Source organism: Bifidobacterium longum subsp. longum JCM 1217 (assembly GCF_000196555.1).
GTDB lineage: Bacteria > Actinomycetota > Actinomycetes > Actinomycetales > Bifidobacteriaceae > Bifidobacterium > Bifidobacterium longum.
In genome coordinates this window covers 1,737,111-1,758,383 of record NC_015067.1, presented here as the reverse complement: position 1 = coordinate 1,758,383, position 21,273 = coordinate 1,737,111, and the positions used below count along the sequence as shown (strand labels likewise).

Below are 21,273 nucleotides of genomic sequence, written 5' to 3'. Positions count from 1 at the left end.
CAGGAGGATAATACAAGACATGGCAAAGAAGAAGGACAATACCGCCGAGATCGGCTTCGAGGAACAGATCTGGAGCGCTGCCGACAAGCTGCGCGGCAACATCGACGCTTCCGAATACAAGAACGTCGTGCTCGGCCTCATCTTCCTGAAGTACATCTCCGACAAGTTCGACCAGAAATACCAGGAACTCGTTGAGGAGGGAGAGGGCTTCGAGGAGGACCGCGACGAATACGCGAGTGAGAACATCTTCTTCGTTCCCGAGAGCGCCCGCTGGAAGACCATCGCAGCGGCCGCGCACACGCCCGAGATCGGCAAGGCCATCGACGAGGCCATGCGCCAGATCGAGGCCGAGAACAACAAGCTCAAGGGCATCCTGCCGAAGAACTTCGCACGCCAGGAGCTCGACAAGCGACGTCTGGGCGAAGTCGTGGACCTGTTCGCCAACGTGAAGATGGCCGAAAAGGGCGATAGCCGCGACATCCTCGGACGCACCTACGAATATTGCCTGGCCAAATTCGCCGAAGCGGAGGGCAAGAACGCCGGCGAGTTCTACACACCCGCGTGCGTCGTGAAGACGCTGGTCGAAGTCATCGAACCCTACCACGGGCGAGTGTACGATCCGTGCTGTGGCAGCGGCGGCATGTTCGTACAGTCCGCGGACTTCGTCAAACGCCATCAGGGCAACATTAACGACATCTCCGTGTACGGCCAGGAGTCCAATCCGACCACGTGGAAAATGGCGACCATGAACCTCGCGATCCGTGGCATCGACGCGGATCTGGGCGATCATAATGCCGACACGTTCTTCGAGGACCTGCACAAGACCGAGAAATTCGATTTCATCCTCGCTAACCCGCCCTTCAACCTGAAGGACTGGGGAGGAAAGAAACTCGAGAACGACGTACGCTGGCAGTACGGCACCCCACCGGAGGGCAACGCCAACTTCGCATGGGTCCAGCACATGATCCACCATCTCAACCGTTCCGGCCGCATGGGCATGGTTCTGGCGAACGGCGCGTTGTCCAGCCAGACGAACAACGAGGGCGAGATCCGCGCCAAGATCGTGGATGCCGATCTGGTCGAGGGCATCATCGCAATGCCGGACAAGCTTTTCTACAGCACCGGTATACCTGTGAGCTTGTGGATCATCACCAAGAACAAGAAGCAGTCCGGCAAGACGTTGTTCATCGACGCGCGCGATATGGGAACCATGGTGTCCCGCAGGCTCCGCGAGTTTACCGATGAGGACATCGCCAAGGTATCGACTGCGTTCGACGCGTTCCGTGACGGCACTCTGGAAACGGAGAAGGGCTTCTCCGCCATCGCCACGACGGAAGATATCAAGGCGCAGGATTACATCCTGACTCCAGGCCGTTACGTCGGTGTCGCCGAAGTGGAAGAAGACGATGAGCCATTCGAGGAGAAGATGACCCGTCTGACCGGCGAGATCGCCAAATGCTTCGAGGAATCCAACCGTCTGCAAGAGCAGATCAAGAAGAATCTGGAGGCCATCGGCTATGGCATGTGAGCAGCTGACGCGTCTAGGTGATGTTATCGAGCTTGAAGATGTCAAGAGAGAGCCGATATCTTCTAGGGACAGAAAGGACAGAAAAGGTTCCTATCCTTATTACGGAGCTCAAGGTATTGTCGATTATCTAGATGATTACACCTATGAGGGAGATTACCTACTGGTTGCTGAAGATGGGGAAAATCTTAGGAGTCGCAAGAATCCTATTGCGAATGCGGCTTCTGGAAAATTCAGAGTGAATAATCATGCGCATGTTATTGCTGAGTCCGAAAAGTGTAATCTCGTTTTTCTGAGACATCTTCTTAATATGACTGATATTTCTGCCTACGTAACAGGATCTACGCAGCCAAAGCTGAGCCAGAGTAATCTTTGTGCCATGAAATTGCCTCTTCCTTCGATGGCGGAACAAAATGCTATTGCAAATGTTCTTAGTTTGTTTGATAGGAAAATCGAGCTTAACAACCAGCTAAATGATTATTTGTTAGCTGCGTGAGGTCAACCTTCGAAACGTCGATTTCGCCGGACATGAGCTTGGGAAGGAGCGTATCGCGCAGTGCTTGGAGCTTTACTGTCTCTGAATCGTTATCAGATCTTTGCTTTATTGCGGAATCTAATAGGATCAAATCTTTCGTACTGCATGAACTGGCAACCTTGAACTCCATCATTTGTTTTTTATCCCCACGGGGCATCTTTGTTCCCTTCGCACCTTGCATGACGTAGTCAAAGAATGAGTCTTGCCGTAGGCATGCATGCAGATATGGCGCGTTGCTGGGATCATTCGCTCTAAAAACGATGACATCACCCGAACATGTACCTTCAAACGGGGCGTACCATATCTTCTTAAAATAGGGCCGAATATTAGAAATCAGAGTGTCGCCGGCTTTATACCGTGTAATCTTGCCCGTTGCTGGGAGCGAAGACGCCAGTTGCCGTCCGCCCTTGTTCTGCATTAGTGACTCAGTCGAAACGTAAGTCTCCTGATTCGCGTTGTCATAATCGACGTGGTCAGCAACCTGATAGCAGATATCTCGAAGACGTGAATTTCTGTCATTACAGTATCTACTGGCAATCGTTTCACACAAGTTGGCTAAATAATCATTTAGCCGATTATTAAGGGCAATTTTGTCGACAATGGAATCAAGCACTTCTACGATTGCATCTTGCGTTGCCCTGTCAGGTATCTTGACAGGGCAGAGATTCACGTGATTTCGATTGACGCCTGGCACAGCACTAGCTGTTGTGTATCCCTGCCAAGGAATTGTCTGCAAAAGATAATAAATAAATCGAGGATTGTTGCCGTTGAATTCGGTAGAATACAAAGCTGTGTTGAGAGGCCAACATGGACCACCCGAAAAGAAAACTTCTCCGATAGTGCCGTATCGCCCTGTGATTACACAGGGCCCCTCTACTGCTGCAGTACTATTAGATCCGGTAATTCCCGATGATGAATAAACCGGCACATCCCCTTGCAAACGCTGGCTTTTCGGCAAATCAAATCCTCTTTTTAAGTCGGTAATCTCACCAAGGGTCGTCTCTCGCCAGCTCATTCCAAATACCTTCTGTGTGAAGCTTTCACGTTGTTCTGGTTGACCATGACGTAGTGCATGGTCGTGTCTATTCTCGCATGCCCGAGCAGTTTTTGCACCTGTTCGATCGGCATGCCTTTGTCGATGGCGTGCGTGGCCAGAGTACGACGGAACTTATGCGGATGAACTCGATGAATGCCGGCATCTTTGCCGAGCTGTCTGAGGCGGCTTTCGATGCCGCCGATGCTGATACGGTCACCATCGCCATTCAAAGCAACGAATAGCGCTGGATTGCTGTCGTTACGTGATTGCAGGTATGCGGTGAGATGAAGCTTCGTTCTGGCGTCGAAATAAACGGGACGCTGCTTGTTTCCCTTGCCTGTGACCAAGCATTCCCGCTCCTGAAGATTCACGTCGGCTATGTTCAAGCCGACCAGTTCACCCACTCGCATACCCGTGGATGCGAGAATGTCCACGATGGCAAGATCCCGCAAGGTGCCGCATCGGTCCCGCAGAGTTTCCAGATTTTCGTCGCTCAGGACTTCCTTAGCCATTACAGCGGTCTTCACACGGTGGATGCGCCTTACAGGGCTTTTGACGATATAATCCTCGTCCTCAAGCCACGCGAAGAAGCTTGACATGATACGCCGAATGTTGTCGATGGTGACCTTGCCCGCATGACGTTCGTTCTCGTATCTGTTGAGGTACTCGCGCAAGTCATCGCTGTTTATCCGCGTACAAGGCTTGGCGAGGGCCTGGGTCATGTGCTGGAGTGTGCTCTCATAGTAAGCGATGGTTTTCGGCGAGCAGCCTTCGACCTCTTTTGCCGTGAGGAATAGCGTCAGCAGATTCTGCGGCGCTGATGTTTCCTGAGTTGGCAGCAGCGTGACTCTGAGTACTTCGGCCAGATGTTTGAGCTGTGACGGATCAAGCATGTTCTGCATCTGCGACAGAACACTATTAATGATGGTTTCCATAGGGGTTCCTTCCAATAACAGTTAGGAACATTGTGCCCACGCGCTGGCAAATGATTATTTGTTAGCTGCGTGAGGTCAACCTTCGAAACGTCGATTTCGCCGGACATGAGTTTGGGAAGAAGATAATTCCTTAGGTTATTTAATTTCCGTGTTTCGTTTTCATTACTCCTAATTAGTGCATCTATCGGTGCCGCAAATGACTCGAATTGCATCACTTCGTTATGAGATGGAAGCGCAACTTCTAAGCTTTTGAGAGCCTTACCGTTGATTGAGCCGAATACAGTACCCTCTCCGTTGTAAGCCTCAAGTTGAGGCTTAAGGAATCGCATTAAGTACAGAGCAAATGACGGGGTTTCGCTATGGATAGCTGCCAGACCACGTCCGATACAGCAATTTTCAAAGGCAACGTTGAGGTCCCCGACAGGCGCACGAACGCTCATTAGGACGTCACCCTCGCAGGCTAAACGTTTTGGCTCAGTGGTATAGAGACGACGCTTTGGGAAACGCCATCCAAATTCACCCCTTCCTTGATAGAAGATTATGCCAGCACCTTCTTCGTTATACGAACTTCCTGCTGGTGATTGCCCCATCGTTATTTCGGCAACATCAGAGAGCGTAGCGTTGAAATTAAGACCACCAAACAACTCTTGAAACTTACCGTCTACAAGCTGCTCTAAATAATCATTTAGCCGGACGGATGCATTGGAGCAATGTGATCAGAGTAAGAGCTATTCACGCTGTGCACAGTCAGCAAAGCCAGATTCCTGCTTACGAATCTGTGCCTAAAGTGTCCCATTCTCCATGTCGCACCGCCTTGACGCTCGGCGGAATCGCGCCGCTGTTGAGCTGGCTGGCGGTGAGTCAGTTCACGGCACAGTCGTTCGCGATGCTCGTTGTATTCTGTCAAGTTGTCTTGTGCGGTGTGAGCTCTGAGCTCTCATGAAGCACTGGGTCGTTTGCGCCGCAGATTATGGTTTTTGGGGACGGTGTGTGTTCTTCTTGTTGTTTGATAACTCAAGAGTGAGTGATCTGCTGGCATGTCGCTTCAGCGGTTGCGTATCGGGGAAGATACGGATGGATTGTACCGTGCAATCGATGCCGTGGGACGGGCGGAGTATTCGTATTTTGGGACATGGAGTCCATTCTTGCGTCGCACCCCGCACGGGGTGCGACGCAAGAATGCGCCAACGTCTACTGCGCGCCAATCGCGGCCTTGAGCTCCTCGACCTTGTCGGTCTTCTCCCACGGGAACTCAACGTCCGTGCGGCCGAAGTGACCATACGCGGCGGTCTTCAGATAAATCGGACGTTTCAGATCCAGCTCGTCGATGATCGCAGCGGGGCGCAGATCGAAGACCTTGCGTACGGCGGCGGCGATCTGGCCGCGCGTCACGCCTTGCTCGGTGCCGAAGGTCTCCACGTTGACGGATACCGGGTCGGCAACACCAATAGCGTAGGCGATCTGGATCTCAACCTTGTGGGCCAGACCGGCGGCCACGATGTTCTTGGCAACCCAGCGAGTCGCGTATGCGGCAGAACGGTCGACCTTGGACGGGTCCTTGCCGGAGAACGCGCCACCGCCGTGGTGGGCGGCGCCACCGTAGGTGTCGACGATGATCTTGCGGCCGGTCAGACCGGCGTCGGCCGCCGGGCCGCCCAGGATGAACGAACCGGTCGGGTTGACCAGCTGGCGGTAGTTGTCATGCGGCACCTTGGAACCCAGCACCTCATCAAGCACCGGGTCAATCACGTGCTTCTTCAGCTCAACAGCAAGCCAATCCTGCGTAACCTCAGGATCGTGCTGAGTGGAGATCAGCACGGTGTCCAGACGAACGGGCTTATCGTTATCGTCATACTCAATGGTTACCTGGGTCTTGCCGTCCGGGCGCAGGTGCGGCACTTCACCGGACTTGCGGACCTCGGTCAGACGGAAGGCGAGGCGATGTGCCAAGTAGATCGGAAGCGGCATCAGCGTCGGGGTCTCGTCGGTGGCGTAGCCAAACATCACGCCCTGATCGCCGGCACCCTGTGCTTCGTAACGCTCTTCGCGGCTGGCGGCGGTCTCCTGATCGCCAGTCAGACGGGCAACGCCCTGGTTGATTTCGGCGCTCTGCTCGGTGATGGCCACGACCACGCCGCAGGAATCGGCGTCAAGGCCGACTTCGGAGGAGGTGTAGCCGATGTTGCGCAGGGTTTCGCGGACCTTGGACTGCACGTCGCAGTACCCCTTGGACGTGACTTCGCCGAAGATCAGGAACACGCCAGTGGCGGCGGAGGTCTCCACGGCCACATGGCTGGACGAATCCTGGGCCAGCAAATCATCAAGAATGGCGTCGGAGATTTGATCGCAGACCTTGTCAGGGTGGCCTTCGGTCACGGATTCGGCGGAAATAAGCCGATGTTCTTCTGTCATATCATCCCTTTCTTCAGGACTTATCGCCCCGCGGGATGCGAGGCACAATGATACGGTGTCAATTTTTACTTGTCACTGTGGAAGCGGGCATAAATAAAGGCTCGTGCCAACCAGCGCGGTGGCGCGAGCCTTGCGTCTTATTCGCTCCCGATGTTGAGTTATAGCCGATTGCGATAACTCAGGCAAGCGTGTCGCTCAAAATCAGTTGTGAGAGAACTCTCACACCATCATTCGGCGACGAACTGTCCAAACAATCCAAACGAATTGTCGGAATCGATCAGTTGCCCTCGTTGGCGTCGTCCTCGCCCAAGGTCTCCTCAAGCAGGCCCTCGTCGATTTCGCGGAAGGCGATGGACAGGGGCTTCTCATTGTTCTGGTATTCGACCAGCGGGCCGATGTTCTGCAGCAGGCCCTCGTTGAGCTGCGTGAAGTAGGAGTTGATCTGGCGTGCGCGCTTGGCGGCGAAAATGGCCAGCGCGTACTTGGAATCGGCGTGCTTCATCAGGTCGTCGATCGGCGGGTTCGCAAGACCGTCGGGTGTCGGGTCAGTACCAAAAGCCATTGTTCTTATCTCCAGACATTGGAAAATCTATCTCAACCGAAGCAAGTGTAGCCGTTTGGGGGGACTTCTGCCGGACCTCCGCCAGACTTCCAGTGGAGGAATGTATTCCAAAAATATGTGTGAGAAACGTTACGCTTTTGCAAATTCCATTATTCGACTCTTGACAAGTGGCGTGTCCCTCACAAGGGCTTGAATAGAACCATGACTGAAATGCGATCTGCAAAAATTATGTCAGGGCGCGTCTTTGCAGGCGCCCGAGCCCTCTACCGTGCTGCGGGCGTCAACGGAGACGACATGGGCAAGAAGCCCATCATCGCCATCGCCAACTCGTTCGATGAGTTCCTGCCCGGCCACGTCCACCTCAACAAGGTCGGCCGCATCGTTTCCGAGGCTATCAAGGAAGCTGGCGGCATCCCGCGCGAGTTCAACACGATGGCCGTGGACGACGGCATCGCCATGGGTCACACCGGCATGCTCTACTCCCTGCCCTCCCGCGACATCATCGCCGACACCGTCGAATACCAGTGCAACGCGCACTGTGCCGACGCACTCATCTGCATCCCGAACTGCGACAAGGTCGTGCCGGGCATGCTGATGGCCGCCCTGCGCCTCAACATCCCGACCGTGTTCGTCTCCGGTGGCCCGATGGAGGCCGGCACCACGGTGCTCGCCGACGGCACCGTCAAGAGCACCGACCTTATCGACGTGATGTACGCCACCGCCGACGACAGCGTCTCCGATGAGGAACTGCTCAACTATGAGAAGACCGTCTGCCCGACCTGCGGCTCCTGCGCCGGCATGTTCACCGCCAACTCGATGAACTGCCTGACCGAGGCCATCGGCCTGGCCCTGCCCGGCAACGGCACCATCCTCGCCTCCCACTCCTACCGCAAGGACCTGTTCGAGCGTGCCGCCAAGCAGGTCGTCAAGATCGCCCACCAGTACTACGACGATTCCGACGATTCCGTGCTGCCGCGCTCCATCGCCACCAAGGAAGCCTTCGAGAACGCCATGACCATGGATGTGGCCATGGGCGGTTCCACCAACACCGTGCTGCACATCCTCGCCATGGCCCAGTCCGCCGACGTGGACTTCACCCTGGACGACATCGAGCGTATTTCCCACACCGTGCCGTGCATCTGCAAGGCCTCGCCGTCCGGCAAGTGGGAGATTTCCGACGTGCACCGCGCCGGCGGCATCACCGGCATCCTCGGCGAGCTCGACCGCGCCGGCAAGCTGCACACCAACGTGCACTCCATCGACTATCCGACGCTGGAAGCCAAGCTGGCCGATTGGGACATCATGCGCCCGACCTGCACCGAGGAAGCCCAGCAGATGTACAAGGCCGCTCCTGGCCACATCATCTCCCCGGAGCCGTGGACCCACACCACCCTGTTCGATTCGCTCGACCGTGACCGCGCCAACGGCGCCATCCACGACATCAACCACCCGGAGATTCACGAAGGCGGCCTCGCCGTGCTGCGCGGCAACCTGGCCCCCGACGGCTGCGTGGTCAAGACCGCCGGTGTTCCGCCGGAGATCTGGAAGTTCCGTGGACCGGCTCTGGTGGTCGACTCCCAGGAGCAGGCCATCGAGGTCATTCTGAACGACACCCTGAAGCCCGGCATGGCGCTTGTGATTCGTTACGAAGGCCCGAAGGGTGGCCCGGGCATGCAGGAAATGCTGTACCCGACCTCCTTCGTCAAGGGCAAGGGCATCGGCAAGCAGGTCGCCATGCTCACCGACGGTCGCTACTCCGGCGGTTCCTCCGGTCTGGCCATCGGCCACATGGCGCCTGAGGCTGCCAATAAGGGACCGGTGGCGCTTATCAAGAACGGCGACATCATCGATATCGATATCGAAGCCCGTTCCGTGAACGTCGAACTGACTGACGAGCAGCTGGACGAGCGTCGTCGCGAGCTTGAGGCTGGCGACGGCTACGTGGCTCACCGCAACCGCCACGTCTCCCAGGCGCTGAAGGCGTACGCCGCCTTCGCCCGCTCGGCCGACAAGGGTGCGACGCGTGACCCGGAGCTGATCAACAAGCTCTCCGGTCTCGACTGATCGCCGATTGCATAGCTGAAAAGCCCGGTATCTTCCTCGCGAAGATGCCGGGCTTTTTGCTGTGCTTCCGGGCGGGAGCGATATTGCTTGTTATCGCACGCAGGCGGCGGGGGAGAGGCGCGCGCCTCGGGCCCAGTCGGCGGCGCGCATGGCCTTCTTGCCCTGCGCCTTGACTTGGGTGAGTTCCAGCGGCGTGCTGCCGGTACCAACCCACACGTTCTTCTTGCCCACCTTCAGCTCGCCGGGCTGAAGCTCGGCCGGAGTGTTGGGATTGGACTGGTCGGCCGGTTGCGCGGCGAGAATATGCAGGGTGAGGGGTTTGGCGGCCGGCTCGTCATTATCGGCGATTGGCCCCTCCGCAAACAGTTCGGTCCATGCCCCAGGATGTGGCGTGCAGGCGCGAACCTGACGGTCGATGGCCTCGGCCTCGTCCGTCCAGCTGATACGAGCATCTTCCACCGTGATTTTGTGCGCGTATTCCAGGCCTTCGGCCGGTTGCGCGGTGAATGTGGCAGTGCCTTCACCCACGGCGGCCAAGGCATCCACATACATGGGTGCGCCTTCCTCGGCCAGACGGTCGAGGAGTTCGCCGGAGGTCTCACGGCCGGTCAGCTCGATGGTCAGGGAAGCGACGATCGGGCCATCGTCCAAACCCTCGCCCACCTTGAACACGTCGGCGCCGGTGGTCGGGTCGCCCGCCCAAATCGCACGCTGGGCGGGAGCGGCGCCACGCCACTTCGGCAGGTTGGAGAAATGCAGGTTGTACCAGCCCAGGGGCACTGCGTCGAGTACGTTCTTGGGCAGGATATTGCCATAGGCGATGACAGCGGCGATATCCGCATGCAGGTCGTTCAACGCCTCCATGAATTCGGGGGAGCGGGGTTTGAGATCGATGACGGGCAACCCGAGCTCCAGAGCCGTCGCCTTGACCGGGCTGGGCGTGAGCTTGCGGCCGCGACCGGTAGGCGCATCGGGGCGGGTAATGACGCCGACCACATCAAAACGTGGATCGGTGGCAAAGGCCTTGAGCGAGGGCACCGCTACATCGGGGGTGCCGGCGAACACGAGTTTGAGCATGGTCCTCCTTAAAACGTCGATGCTCACTGCACGGCCGGAATGTTCACGCCATTGGCGATGAGCAGTTCACGCAGCTTGACCGGATCCTGGAAACGTACGCCACGGATGCCGGCCGCATTCGAGCCGACGATGTTCATGGCCTTGTCGTCGATGAACAACGCGCCATCGGCCTTGATGCCGAACTGGTTCAACGCGGCCTCGTAGATTTCCTTGTGTGGCTTGCGCAGCTTGACAAAACCGGAGACGAGTTTGCCATCAAGCTGCTGCAAAATATCGCACTGTTCCTCGGCCACGTGGAACAGACTGGATTCCCAGTTGCTCAGGCCCCACACGCCGATGCCGGCAGCCTTCAGGTCATTGACCAGCACGCGCGCGCCCGGCACGATGCCGGTCAGGGAGTCGCGGAAGTTCTTGATGTAGTAGTCGAGGATGTCCGCCCACTTATCGCCCTTGTCACGGCGCATGATGGCGATGGCCTCGTCGGTGCTGGTGCCGCCGTCCATCAGGTCGTTGACATCGTAGAAGCCGGAGATGTCGTTGTCGAGGAATTCGTCGATGGTCTTCTGGCTGTAGCGGGGGATGAGTACGGCGGCCGGATCCCAGTAAATCAGCACGTTGCCGAAATCGAAGATCACGTCGGTGATCGGCTTGCCGGCGTTCGCAGCGGCCTCGCCGTCCGCGACCAGCACGTCGTAATCCATATCCGGCTCTCCAGGCCAGCCCTTCATGGTGTCCTCCTTCTAGCGATGTTCATTCTGTAATTATCGTTTCACGTGTTGAAGACGATTAGATCAGGTCCTTGGGATCTACTCGGAAGCGAAGCTCGCCGGGTTCGCGGGACGCCACATGACGAGCGGTTTCCCGGTGCAGTCGGGCCGCCAGCTCGGCTCGCCGACTCTGCGGCACACGGATTACTGCCTTCACCCGGTCGGCCGTGGCTTCGAGCTCCCGGGCGTCGACCGTGTCCGGTTGCGCGATCGGCACCGGGCCCAACATGCCGGGCAGCTCGCCGCAGGCCGTCCAATCGCCGCCCAGCGCGCCGATACGCTGCATCAGCGTCATCACCGCATCACGGCGTCCCCATACGCAGGCGGCGGCCACGGCCGGCGGCATACCGGTCTCCACACGCTCCTCAAGATCCTTGGCTGCAAGAATCCTCGAATCCCAGAGCATCAGCGATTGGGCGAGGGCCGGGTCGGTTTCGCCGAGAATCAACGCCTGGCCGCCACGGGAACGCGGCGCGCACAACGACACCGCACGCATCCACGCGGTCAACGTATCCAAGCGAGCATCCACGCCCAACGCATACAAGCTGGTCCAAGCGTCGAGCACGGCCACGGCACGATACTCATGGCCAGCCGATCCCTGCTCGGCACTGACCGGACGCACGCGCGGTTCGAAACCGGGAGTGGCGATGACGATCATCGGCTGGCAAGCCACATCGCGCACCAGGCCCTGCGTCTTGCTGGACAAAACTACTGGCACGCCGCGGAACAACCCGGCCAGTTCAGCCGCAGTGCCTGCAGCACCCACGCGCACCACACGCATACGTTCATGCCCACAGCCCGGGCACTTCCAATTGATGGCAGCAGCCCCACACCAGCGGCATCGCGGTGTGGAATCCCGGCGGTCGGCCGGTAGTTGCAACGGTCCGGAACACTTGGCACAACGCGCCTGACGATGGCATTTCGCACAACTCAGAGTCTCACTGACGCTGTCTTGCGGAATGGACAGCAGCACGGGGCCGCTCTCCAAAGCCTTAGATAGCACGTGGACGGCCGTATGCGGCACGCGCGCCCCGATGGACGGGTCGGCAAGACGCGCAAGTTCATCGCGATTGAGCCAACGCACCCAAGGAGTGGCGTCCTTCAGCGGCGAGGCGAGCGGATGAATTGTGGTGGAATAGCCGCTCACTGGGGTCTCCACTGTACCTGGACCGGTGTTTTCCCACTGGCTTTGCGGGGTGCGCGCATTGGCCATGGCCACGAACACGCCGCCATGGGACTTGGCGCGCAGCCGCATCACGCCACGGGCCTGTGGATATGGCATCATACCGTCCATGTTCTGATAGGCGGCATCCTCCAGAATGGCGAACAGCGCCGGGCCTTCAACCGGCGCATACATCACCGCACGGGTGCCGATCACCACCTTCACCTGTCCCAACGCCACAGCCAGATAGGTGCGATACCGGTCGGCCGCGGGCATGGTCTCCGCGTTAAGCACGGCGACGTCGCCCACCCAGCCGCCGGCCGGAGCAGGGGCAAATGGTTTGAGTCCATAATTGCGTAGCATATGCATCAGGTCTTCGACCTCGCGCATGGTGGGCAATTCAACTACGGCAGCCTTACCGGCACTCAACGCAGTGGCCACCATCCATGCCATGTTTCGTTGCCACTCCTGTGCACCGGGCAACGAATCAAACACAAAAGATTGGAAACGTTGACCGGTAAGCGCGTCATGAAGCACATTGACATCGGCGTAATTGGCGGTCAGACGACGATACCCCTGCGCAGCTCCCTCCGAAACGGTGCTAGCAACGGCAAAGGTAGAGCCAGCAAGTTTGGTCCCATCGGGATTGGTGCCACGCCCGGCAAAACCGCCTTGCGTATTATCCGGCAATGAGCCGCCGACCGGCCGACGGAACGACGCGGCCAACCGCTGCTCGGTCTCCACCTTGGCCACGCGCGGTGGCACGGCGAAACGCAGAATATTGGCCCGTGTGCCGCCATAGGCTTTGGCAACCAGACCGATATCCTCGCGCATCGAAGCGGGAACCAGTACATCGGGGCTTAGCACTCGCTCGATATAGCGAATCGAAGAGCGCGGCGTATCACTGGTATCGGTGCGTGCCCAAATCACACCGCTGACCCTCTGACCGCCAAACCGCACGCGCACCAGCACACCCGGTTGTGCGGCCTCGCTGTCTTTTTCATCAATGAAGTAATCGAATGTCTGACCGAGGTGGAGCGCCTGCACATCCAGCACGACTTGCGCTATGGGATGCTGCTCGGCCGGCGTATGCTCCGCAGGCGCACGTTTACGACGCTTGCGGGGAGCCAGCCCCGCAAGCGTCAACTGTTCTGCGCCTGAAGTAGTCATGGCTCAACTATAAGTGCCGGAGCCGAGGTCGGTAAAATTTTACCGGCGCAGGTAATCGAGTACGTGGGTTAGGTCGCGGTCGTTGATGGCTTTGTCGGCGGCGAGCTGGGTCTTTGGCTTGGCACAGAACGCGAGACCCAAACCGGCGGCCTGAATCATCGGAATATCGTTGGCGCCATCGCCCACAGCCACGGTCTGGCTCATCGGAATACCCAAACGGTCCGCCCATGTCTGCAAGGCGTGTAACTTCACAGTCTTGCTCACGATTTCGCCGAGCACCTTGCCGGTCAAGCACCCATCGGCAACCTCAAGCCGGTTGGCAATCCAATAGTCGATATGGCCCTCGGCCGCCAACATGTCAACCACTTCATGGAAGCCTCCGGACACCACGCCGATCTTCCAACCGTGTTCATGCAGCGTGTCGATAAGCTCCAGTGCACCCTTGGTGAAATGCAGCTTGTCATGCACCGTGTCGAACACGGAGATCGGCAGGCCCTCCAACAGGGCCACTCGTGCGCGCAGCGCATCGCAGAACTCCAGTTCGCCGCGCATGGCGCGTGCGGTCACTCCGGCAATCTCCTCACCGCAGCCAGCCACCACGCCCAACTCGTCGATAACCTCTTCGTCAATGAGCGTGGAGTCCACATCCATAACCAGCAGGCCGGGCTTGCTCAGCGTCGGCACAGAAACCGCAGAATCAGCCGGGCTCCCAACTTCGCTCTCGGCGGACTTGTCAACAAAATGCACATCTTCTTGCGTCATGCTTCTGATTCTGGGAAAACCTTGGGACAATGCCCTCTATGAGTTTTTCCATGGCAGCCGCCACTATTCTTGCAACCGACCCCACACCCATCTGCACCACCACCGAACCCGGCCTGATCGGCACCATCACCGACTGGCTGATCATGCTGATGGAAACCATCGGCGGTATCGGCGTGGCCTTGGCCATCGCCCTCGAATCCATCTTCCCGCCCATCCCGTCCGAAGTCATCCTTCCGCTCTCCGGCTTCACCGCCGCACGCGGCACCCTGAGTCTGCCGGGCGCAATCATCTGGGCCACCATCGGCTCCGTACTGGGTGCCTGGACCTTGTACGGCATCTCCCGCTGGGTGGGCCTGCATCGCATCAATCTCGCGGCAGACAAAATCCCCGGCGTCAGCCGCAAAGACGTGAGCAAAGCCAACGACTGGTTCACCAAATACGGCACATGGTCGGTGCTCATCGGCCGCGTGATTCCCGTGGTACGCTCGCTGATTTCGATTCCCGCCGGATTCAACCGCATGAACTTCCTGCACTTCACCGGCTGGACCCTGCTCGGCTCGGCCGTGTGGAACACCATCCTCGTTTCCGCCGGTTACCTGCTCGGCGACCAGTGGTGCTCGATTCAAGGCGCGCTCGGCGTGTTCGAGGACGTGGTCATCGCGGCCGTGATTGTGATCATCGTATGGTTCGTGGTGCGAAAAGTGCGTACTGTAATACGTAACAGGAAATCCTCCGACGGCAACGAATAGGGTCTGCCGACTGCCATAAGTTGCCGAAAATCCCGGATAGAAGGGAAGCGAAGAACCCGCATGAGCGACACCGAAGATCTCGCCGCGCTGAACGATCGCCTGATGGCCAAGAACCATGCGCTCGCCGAAGCGCTGAGCCGCGCCGGCAAGGAACTGACCAAGGCGAAGTCACAGCTCGCCCAGCTCGCTCAGCCGCCGCTCACCTTCGCCACCATGGTCAAGGTCGATTCCACCCGCACCGATGAAGACGGCATCCAGCACGCGTCGGCCGAAGTCATTTCCGGCACCCGCCGCATGGTGGTGCCTGTGGCCTCCAACGTCAACGCCGCCCGCCTGACCGCCGGGGCCACCGTGATGCTCAACGAGAAGCTCGTGCTGGTCGAGCAGCGCGATGCTGACACCGTGGGCCAGATTCGCAGTGTCAAGCAGGTACTTGACGACGGTCGACTGATCGTTACCGACGCCTCCGGCAATCCCGTGCTCATCCGCCGTTCCGGCGCGCTCGCGTATGCGGGCATCAATCAGGGCGACCGTATTATCGTCGATCCGTCCGTCCGCCTCGCCATCGAAGCGCTGCCCGCCGAGGGCGACAAGGATCTGGTGCTGGAGGAGACCCCGGATGTCACGTTCGCCGACATCGGCGGCTTGGATAGTGAGATTGGTCGTATCAGGGACGCCGTCCAACTGCCGTTCCAGCATCGTGCGCTGTTTGAGCGTTACGATTTGAAGCCGCCGAAGGGCGTGCTGCTGTACGGCCCGCCCGGCAACGGCAAGACGATGATTGCCAAGGCCGTGGCGAACGCCCTGTGCGAGGGGGGGACGATACGAACGGCGACGGCTCGATCAGCCCGGCCGAAACCCGCGTTAAAGGCGTGTTCCTGTCCGTCAAGGGCCCGGAACTGCTCAACAAATACGTCGGCGAATCCGAACGGCTGATTCGCCTGATCTTCCAGCGCGCCCGCGAACGCGCCGCGGACGGCAATCCGGTGGTCGTTTTCATCGACGAAATGGATTCGCTGCTGCGCACCCGCGGCTCCGGCGTCTCCTCCGACGTGGAGACCACGATCGTGCCCCAGTTCCTCTCCGAACTCGACGGCGTGGAATCACTCGACAATGTGATGGTGATCGGCGCATCCAACCGCGTGGACATGATCGATCCGGCCGTGCTACGACCGGGGCGTCTCGACGTCAAGATTCGCGTTGGTCGGCCCAAAGCCAATCAGGCCATCGCCATCGTGGACCATTACTTGACCGACGACCTGCCTCTGGAAGATGGCGTCGACGCGCACGCCTTGTCCGCCGTGCTGGTGCATGACATTTACGGAGCCTCCGAACGCCGCCATCTGTGCGACGTGCAGGAGGAGAACGGCCAGTGGCATGCGTTGTTCCTGGCCGATGTGGTCTCCGGCGCGATGCTCAAGAACATCGTGGACCGGGCCAAGACCCGAGCGGTCAAGGAATCCATCGAAACCGGCTCGGACGTGGCACTCACCGTGCCGTTGCTCGCCGCCGCCGTGGAAGACGAATACCGCGAGACCCGCGATTCCATGGCCGACGTGGACCCCGAACAATGGTCGCGCATCAACGGCATGGACCCGATCCGCCGCATCCGCACCGCCGAATAGCTCAAGCTCAAGGAGCACTACATGACCGTCAAACGAGTGATGGGCACCGAAACCGAATACGCGGTATCCCTGAACACCCCGGACCGCTACAACCCGGTGCAACTGTCCTTCGACGTGGTGAACGGCGCCGCGGACAGCCACAGCAAATCCATCCGCTGGGACTACCGGCAGGAGGACCCGGTCAACGACGCGCGCGGCACCCGACTCGAACGTGCCGCCGCCCGACCGGACATGCTCACCGACGCCCCACAACTCAACATCACCAACGTGATCGCCCCCAACGGTGGCCGCGTCTACGTGGACCACGCCCATCCCGAATACTCGGCACCGGAAACCACCGACCCGTTCGAAGCGGCCCGCTATGACCGTGCCGGAGACCTCATCATGCAGGCCGCCACCGAACGCGCCCGCACACAGACCGGCGCCCCCATCGCCCTGCATCGCAACAATGTGGACGGCAAGGGCTCCTGCTGGGGCGCGCACGAGAACTATATGATGGCCCGCTCAGTGCCATTTGACCTAGTCACGCGCCTGATGACCCTCCACTTCGTCACCCGCCAGATCTACGCCGGCTCCGGCCGCGTAGGAATCGGCGAGAACAGCGAAATCCCCGGCTATCAGCTCAGCCAGCGCGCCGACTACATCCACGTCAAAGTCGGCCTGCAAACCACCTTCGAACGCCCGATTATCAACACGCGCGACGAATCCCACTCCACCGACGAATACCGCCGCCTGCACGTCATCGTCGGCGACGCCAACCGTATGGAGGTACCGCAGGCCCTGAAACTCGGCACCACGAGCATGCTGCTGTGGCTGCTCGAACACGCGGACGAAGCCGGATTCGATCTGAACGCCTTCCTCGACGAACTCGAACTGTCTGACCCAGTCGAAGCCATGCACACCGTCTCCCACGACCTGACGCTGGGCGCAAGCCTGCCGCTGGCCAACGGCGGCGAAACCAACGCATGGCTTATCCAGCTCAAACTGCGCCAAGCCGTCTACCAGGTCGCCGCACTGGTCGAAGGCACCGACACCGCCGGCGAGCCCGCCTGGCCGGACAAATCCACCACATCCATCATGGCGATGTGGCAGCAGGCGCTCATCGACTGCGCCTCCATCCGTCACACCGCCGGCGATGACGAACGTCTGGCCATGACCGGCGAGGCCAGCCGCATCGAATGGCTGCTCAAATGGCAGCTGCTCGAAAAACTGCGCCGCAAAATCACCGCGGCAGCTGCGCCCAGCGTGGCCAATGGCTGGAACGACCCGCGACTGAAGGTCATCGACCTGAAATGGGCGGCGCTCGACCCCGCGGACAGCATCTTCACCAAACTCGAACCCCGCACCGAACGGGTGGTGAGCGCCGCCGACATCGCACGCGCCACTACCGAACCGCCGGAAGACACCCGCGCCTGGCTCAGGGCAAAACTCGTGGCGCAATTCGGCGATGAGGTGGCCGCCGCCAGCTGGTCCCGACTCACTGTTCGCGACCCGCGCGCCGCAGACGAGGGCGAGGCTGTCGAATTCTACGGCAATGCCGGCCATATGGCCGCTACCGACCATCACCTGTTCTCCCTCGACATCTCCGATCCGCTCGCCTTCACCAAGGCGCGCTGCGAAACCGAACTCAATTCGGCCGAACACGCCATCGATCTGCTGAAGTCGCTGGCCATCAACGCCGAACGATAGACTTGGTAGCTATGGAAGAAACACGCGAAGAGACCCCACAGGACCTGCGCAACCTTGCGCTCAAAGTCGCCGGCCTTCTCGAAGAAGCCGGTCAGCATGCCCTCCACGACCAGCTCAATCCGCGTAACCTCGCCCAGCCGAGCGCCGAGAACGCGGATCATGGTCCCCGCTATAAGCTCGAAGTCGACAGCAAGATTTTGCGCTTTATGAGCTCCAGAATCGCCGACATCGCCCACTTCGACGGCTTCTGGACCACCCGACCCGCCGAAAGCCGCCCCGGCCAGCGTTACTGGTACATCGGCAAAATCGACGGTGTAATCAACTACGTACGCCATATGAGCGAATGGACAGTGACCGCCGCCCTGTTCGAATTCGGCCCGGACAATGAGCCCAAGCCGATCATCGGCATCGTGCACGCCCCGGCCCTCGGCCTGACCTACCTGGCCGCCAGGGGAGCGGGCGCCGTGCGCATCCACAAAACCACGGTCGGCGAAAAGCGCGACAAAGTCGTGCCGTCGATGACCTCCTCACTGGATGGTTCCGTGCTGGGCTACGGCATGTCCTTCTTGCCCGGCGAATCGCAGCGTGCGCTCGACGTGGCATCCTCGCTCGCCGGACGCCCGGCCGACATCAAGCGTGTGGGCCCTGCCTCGCTCGACCTGTGCAAAGTGGCCGACGGCACCTACGACGCCTACTTCGAGCCGATGCTGCACGTGTGGGATATCCCCGCCATCGCCGCCGGCACCGTGGTGGTCTGGGAGGCGCAGGGCACGCTGAGCCGTTGGGACGGCGAACGCATCCACTGGCGTCACGATAACGATGTAGTGGCCTCCAACGGACTCATCATCCGCGAACTACAGCATTACCTGCACCAGTATCCGTGGCCCGACTCCATCAACCAGCGATAATTCGATAATTCCTGTCTCCTCCGGCTCCCCCTCGGGTGAGGGGAGCCGTCGGCCGAAGGCTGACTGAGGGGAGTTTGACAGCCCAAGAAGAAGACAACATGCCACAACAATTCGAACAACCTCAAGCACAGCAGGCCGCGACCCAGGAAGACGACGCCCTCGCCACTACGCAGGCCGCCGCCCAAACCGAGTCCACCGACCAAGCCGACGTGTTGGACGACATCCTCGACGACATCGAATCCGCCTTGGAAACCAACGCCGAGGAATACGTCAACAGCTTCGTGCAAAAAGGCGGCGAGTGATGCCCCAACTGCGTGACAGCGGCACCCGCTCCCTGCACGCCACGGAACCCGTACCATCCGCCGAGATGGACGGGTTCTGCCGTATTTTCGGCGTCGAAACCGAATACGGCGTGGCGGTCACCGGTGCCGAACGCCCCGTGGACGCCGGCCAGGTGGCGATGACCATGTTCCAGCCCATCGTCTCCCGTTCCCGCTCCACCAACACGTATCTGGCCAATGGCTCACGTCTGTATCTGGACGTCGGATCCCACCCCGAATACGCCACCGCCGAAGCGCGCGATCCGCGCGAGGCCCTGGCCCAGGACCTCGCCGGCGAACACGTGATGCGCAACCTAGCCCTGAAGGCCCAGCGCAAGCTGCGCGAATCCTACGGCGCACACGCCACGATCCATGTGTTCAAAAACAACGTCGACTCCGCCGGCCACGCCTTCGGCTGCCACGAAAACTACCTGGTCCGCCGCTTCGTGCCGTTGGAGACCATCGAACACCAGCTGCTGCCGTTCCTCATCACCCGCCAGCTGTACACCGGTGCCGGCCGCATGACCCCGGACGGCTTCCAGATCACCCAGCGCGCGGACTTCCTGGACGAGGCCGTCTCCTCGGCCACCACCCGCTCCCGCCCGATGGTCAACACGCGCGACGAACCGCACGCCGACCCCGACTCCTTCCGCCGGCTGCATGTGATCATCGGCGACTCGAACCGTTCGCAATGGTCCACATGGATGAAGCTTGCCGTCACGCACCTTGTGCTGTGCGCGATCGAAGACGCCTTCCGCCATGGCGTTCCGTCCGGATTCGAGCAGTATGCCTTTGCTGATCCGGCTGCCGCCAATCGCACGGTCAGTCGATTCCTTGACAATCCGCGCGCCGAACTGACGCTCGAATCAGGCGAATCCGTGTCCGCACTGGGTCTGCAGCGCCGGTATTATGCGGCGGTCAAGGCCTTCATCGAAACCCATGGCGATGCGCTGGCAAGTTCGCTGCCGGCCACCACGATCGACACGATTATGGGGGAGTGGAGCCGCGTTCTGGACGCGCTGGAGCGTGGTGCATACGATGCGCTCGCCGACCGCGTGGACTGGGCCGCCAAGAAGCGTCTGTTCGACGCGCTCAAACGCCGTCGCCCGGACGTCACCTTCGCTCAGATGGAACAGCTTGAGCTCGACTACCACGACATCGCCAACGGTCGCCTGTACGGTTCGCTCGTAGCCCGCAACCAGATGCGTGAGCTGCTGACAGGAGACAACGTGGAATACGCCGTGCACAATCCGCCGACCGACACCCGTGCCGCCCTGCGTGGCCGGTTCGTGGACGCGGCCCTGAACGTCGGAGCCCAGTTCTCCGCCGACTGGACCCACCTGACCCTGACCGCCCCCGAACGCCGGGAAGCCATACTCCTCGATCCCTTCGAGGCCGAGCCCACCCTGGGATTCGAGCAGCTTATGGAAGCGCTGAACTAGTCCGGAATAATACGGTTGGACAACACGTCACAGCACCACAACAAAAAGACCCCGACCATCTCGGTCGGGGTCTTTGTCGTCAGTAATGCTCGAAGTAATCGCTACGAGCAGAAGGTCACTCGGTGACGGCCTTCTTCAGCAGGGAGCCAGCGGAGATACGAACGCCGTAGGAAGCCGGAATGTCAATCTGCTCGCCAGTGCGCGGGTTGCGGCCGGTGCGAGCGGCGCGCTTGACGCGCTCAGCGGAGAACAGGCCGGTGAGCTTCAGGCCTTCGCCGGACTTCATAGCCTCGACGAACACATCCTGGAAGGCGTTAACAGCAGCCTCGGCCTGAGCCTTGGTCAGGTTGGACTTCTGGGCGATCTTCGAAACGAGGTCAGACTTGTTGTATGCCATAAAGCATCCTTCTTGGGTCAGGGGACAAGCACTTTTGCTTAGTCCATGTTGTCATCAATGATACTAGCGCATGTTTCTGCGAAAACCCGCGTTTTATAAGGGTTTTCACATCTATTTCCCCGAAGGGGGTATGAAA

Annotated in this window: 18 protein-coding genes, 1 pseudogene and 1 riboswitch; of the genes and pseudogenes, 9 read left to right on the top strand and 10 right to left on the bottom strand. The window is 59.6% G+C overall.

The window, feature by feature from the left end:
• The first annotated feature begins 19 nt into the window (after positions 1-19).
• Together BLLJ_RS07640 and BLLJ_RS10560 are read left to right on the top strand one after the other, a co-directional pair.
• Complete coding sequence (locus BLLJ_RS07640; RefSeq protein ID WP_013582873.1) at positions 20-1,528, top strand: type I restriction-modification system subunit M; 1,509 nt, start codon at positions 20-22, stop codon at positions 1,526-1,528.
• On the top strand, positions 1,518-2,021 hold the full coding sequence (locus BLLJ_RS10560; protein ID WP_033501742.1) for a restriction endonuclease subunit S: 504 nt from the start codon (positions 1,518-1,520) through the stop codon (positions 2,019-2,021). The genes BLLJ_RS07640 and BLLJ_RS10560 overlap by 11 nt, the downstream gene beginning before the upstream one ends.
• Here BLLJ_RS10560 and BLLJ_RS07635 read toward each other — a convergent pair.
• From BLLJ_RS07635 to rpoZ, 5 genes are all read right to left on the bottom strand, one after another.
• Positions 1,984-3,075: a restriction endonuclease subunit S gene (locus BLLJ_RS07635; protein WP_013582872.1), complete on the bottom strand. Its 1,092-nt coding sequence runs from the start codon at positions 3,073-3,075 to the stop codon at positions 1,984-1,986. The genes BLLJ_RS10560 and BLLJ_RS07635 overlap by 38 nt on opposite strands.
• Positions 3,072-3,998 carry a site-specific tyrosine recombinase/integron integrase gene (gene xerA, locus BLLJ_RS07630; protein ID WP_242076213.1) on the bottom strand — a complete coding sequence of 309 codons (927 nt, stop codon included), beginning with the start codon at positions 3,996-3,998 and terminating at the stop codon, positions 3,072-3,074. Before xerA ends, BLLJ_RS07635 begins: the two co-directional genes overlap by 4 nt.
• Positions 3,896-4,675, bottom strand: coding sequence for a restriction endonuclease subunit S (locus tag BLLJ_RS11460; protein ID WP_260457757.1), 780 nt, complete (start codon positions 4,673-4,675; stop codon positions 3,896-3,898). Before BLLJ_RS11460 ends, xerA begins: the two co-directional genes overlap by 103 nt.
• Before the next feature lie 547 nt (positions 4,676-5,222).
• Complete coding sequence (metK, locus tag BLLJ_RS07625; protein WP_013582871.1) at positions 5,223-6,443, bottom strand: methionine adenosyltransferase; 1,221 nt, start codon at positions 6,441-6,443, stop codon at positions 5,223-5,225.
• Positions 6,439-6,498: riboswitch (SAM riboswitch) on the bottom strand. It overlaps the preceding gene by 5 nt.
• A 222-nt stretch (positions 6,499-6,720) precedes the next feature.
• On the bottom strand, positions 6,721-7,005 hold the full coding sequence (rpoZ, locus tag BLLJ_RS07620) for a DNA-directed RNA polymerase subunit omega (protein WP_007053158.1): 285 nt from the start codon (positions 7,003-7,005) through the stop codon (positions 6,721-6,723).
• Between the two features lie 201 nt (positions 7,006-7,206).
• On the opposite strand from rpoZ, the gene ilvD reads away from it, so the two are divergent.
• Entirely contained in the window at positions 7,207-9,069 is a 1,863-nt protein-coding gene (gene ilvD / locus BLLJ_RS07615; RefSeq protein WP_023658517.1) for a dihydroxy-acid dehydratase, read from the top strand.
• A gap of 90 nt (positions 9,070-9,159) precedes the next feature.
• On the opposite strand, the gene fmt is transcribed toward ilvD, so the two are convergent.
• Genes fmt through serB form a run of 4 tightly spaced genes read right to left on the bottom strand, consistent with a single transcriptional unit; the run spans position 9,160 to position 14,007 of the window.
• Positions 9,160-10,146: a methionyl-tRNA formyltransferase gene (fmt, locus tag BLLJ_RS07610; RefSeq protein WP_013582870.1), complete on the bottom strand. Its 987-nt coding sequence runs from the start codon at positions 10,144-10,146 to the stop codon at positions 9,160-9,162.
• A gap of 23 nt (positions 10,147-10,169) precedes the next feature.
• Positions 10,170-10,874: an HAD family hydrolase gene (locus BLLJ_RS07605; protein WP_007055594.1), complete on the bottom strand. Its 705-nt coding sequence runs from the start codon at positions 10,872-10,874 to the stop codon at positions 10,170-10,172.
• Between the two features lie 58 nt (positions 10,875-10,932).
• Entirely contained in the window at positions 10,933-13,245 is a 2,313-nt protein-coding gene (locus tag BLLJ_RS07600; protein WP_032740876.1) for a primosomal protein N', read from the bottom strand.
• Between the two features lie 39 nt (positions 13,246-13,284).
• Entirely contained in the window at positions 13,285-14,007 is a 723-nt protein-coding gene (gene serB, locus BLLJ_RS07595) for a phosphoserine phosphatase SerB (protein WP_007057164.1), read from the bottom strand.
• A 50-nt stretch (positions 14,008-14,057) separates the two neighbouring features.
• On the opposite strand from serB, the gene BLLJ_RS07590 reads away from it, so the two are divergent.
• From BLLJ_RS07590 to pafA, 6 genes and pseudogenes are all read left to right on the top strand, one after another.
• The gene (locus BLLJ_RS07590) at positions 14,058-14,756 is read left to right on the top strand and encodes a DedA family protein (protein WP_013582868.1); all 699 of its coding nucleotides are present in this window, start codon (positions 14,058-14,060) and stop codon (positions 14,754-14,756) included.
• Between the two features lie 60 nt (positions 14,757-14,816).
• Positions 14,817-16,381, top strand: a pseudogene (arc, locus tag BLLJ_RS07585) (proteasome ATPase).
• Between the two features lie 21 nt (positions 16,382-16,402).
• Positions 16,403-18,070 carry a depupylase/deamidase Dop gene (dop, locus tag BLLJ_RS07580; protein WP_013582865.1) on the top strand — a complete coding sequence of 556 codons (1,668 nt, stop codon included), beginning with the start codon at positions 16,403-16,405 and terminating at the stop codon, positions 18,068-18,070.
• A gap of 11 nt (positions 18,071-18,081) precedes the next feature.
• On the top strand, positions 18,082-18,978 hold the full coding sequence (locus tag BLLJ_RS07575) for an inositol monophosphatase family protein (RefSeq protein WP_013582864.1): 897 nt from the start codon (positions 18,082-18,084) through the stop codon (positions 18,976-18,978).
• 98 nt (positions 18,979-19,076) lie between these two features.
• On the top strand, positions 19,077-19,280 hold the full coding sequence (locus tag BLLJ_RS07570; protein WP_007057184.1) for a ubiquitin-like protein Pup: 204 nt from the start codon (positions 19,077-19,079) through the stop codon (positions 19,278-19,280).
• The gene (pafA, locus tag BLLJ_RS07565) at positions 19,280-20,740 is read left to right on the top strand and encodes a Pup--protein ligase (RefSeq protein ID WP_013582863.1); all 1,461 of its coding nucleotides are present in this window, start codon (positions 19,280-19,282) and stop codon (positions 20,738-20,740) included. Before BLLJ_RS07570 ends, pafA begins: the two co-directional genes overlap by 1 nt.
• Positions 20,741-20,855: 115 nt before the next feature.
• Here pafA and BLLJ_RS07560 read toward each other — a convergent pair whose 3' ends face one another.
• Positions 20,856-21,137, bottom strand: coding sequence for an HU family DNA-binding protein (locus BLLJ_RS07560; protein ID WP_007053170.1), 282 nt, complete (start codon positions 21,135-21,137; stop codon positions 20,856-20,858).
• Positions 21,138-21,273: the final 136 nt, after the last annotated feature.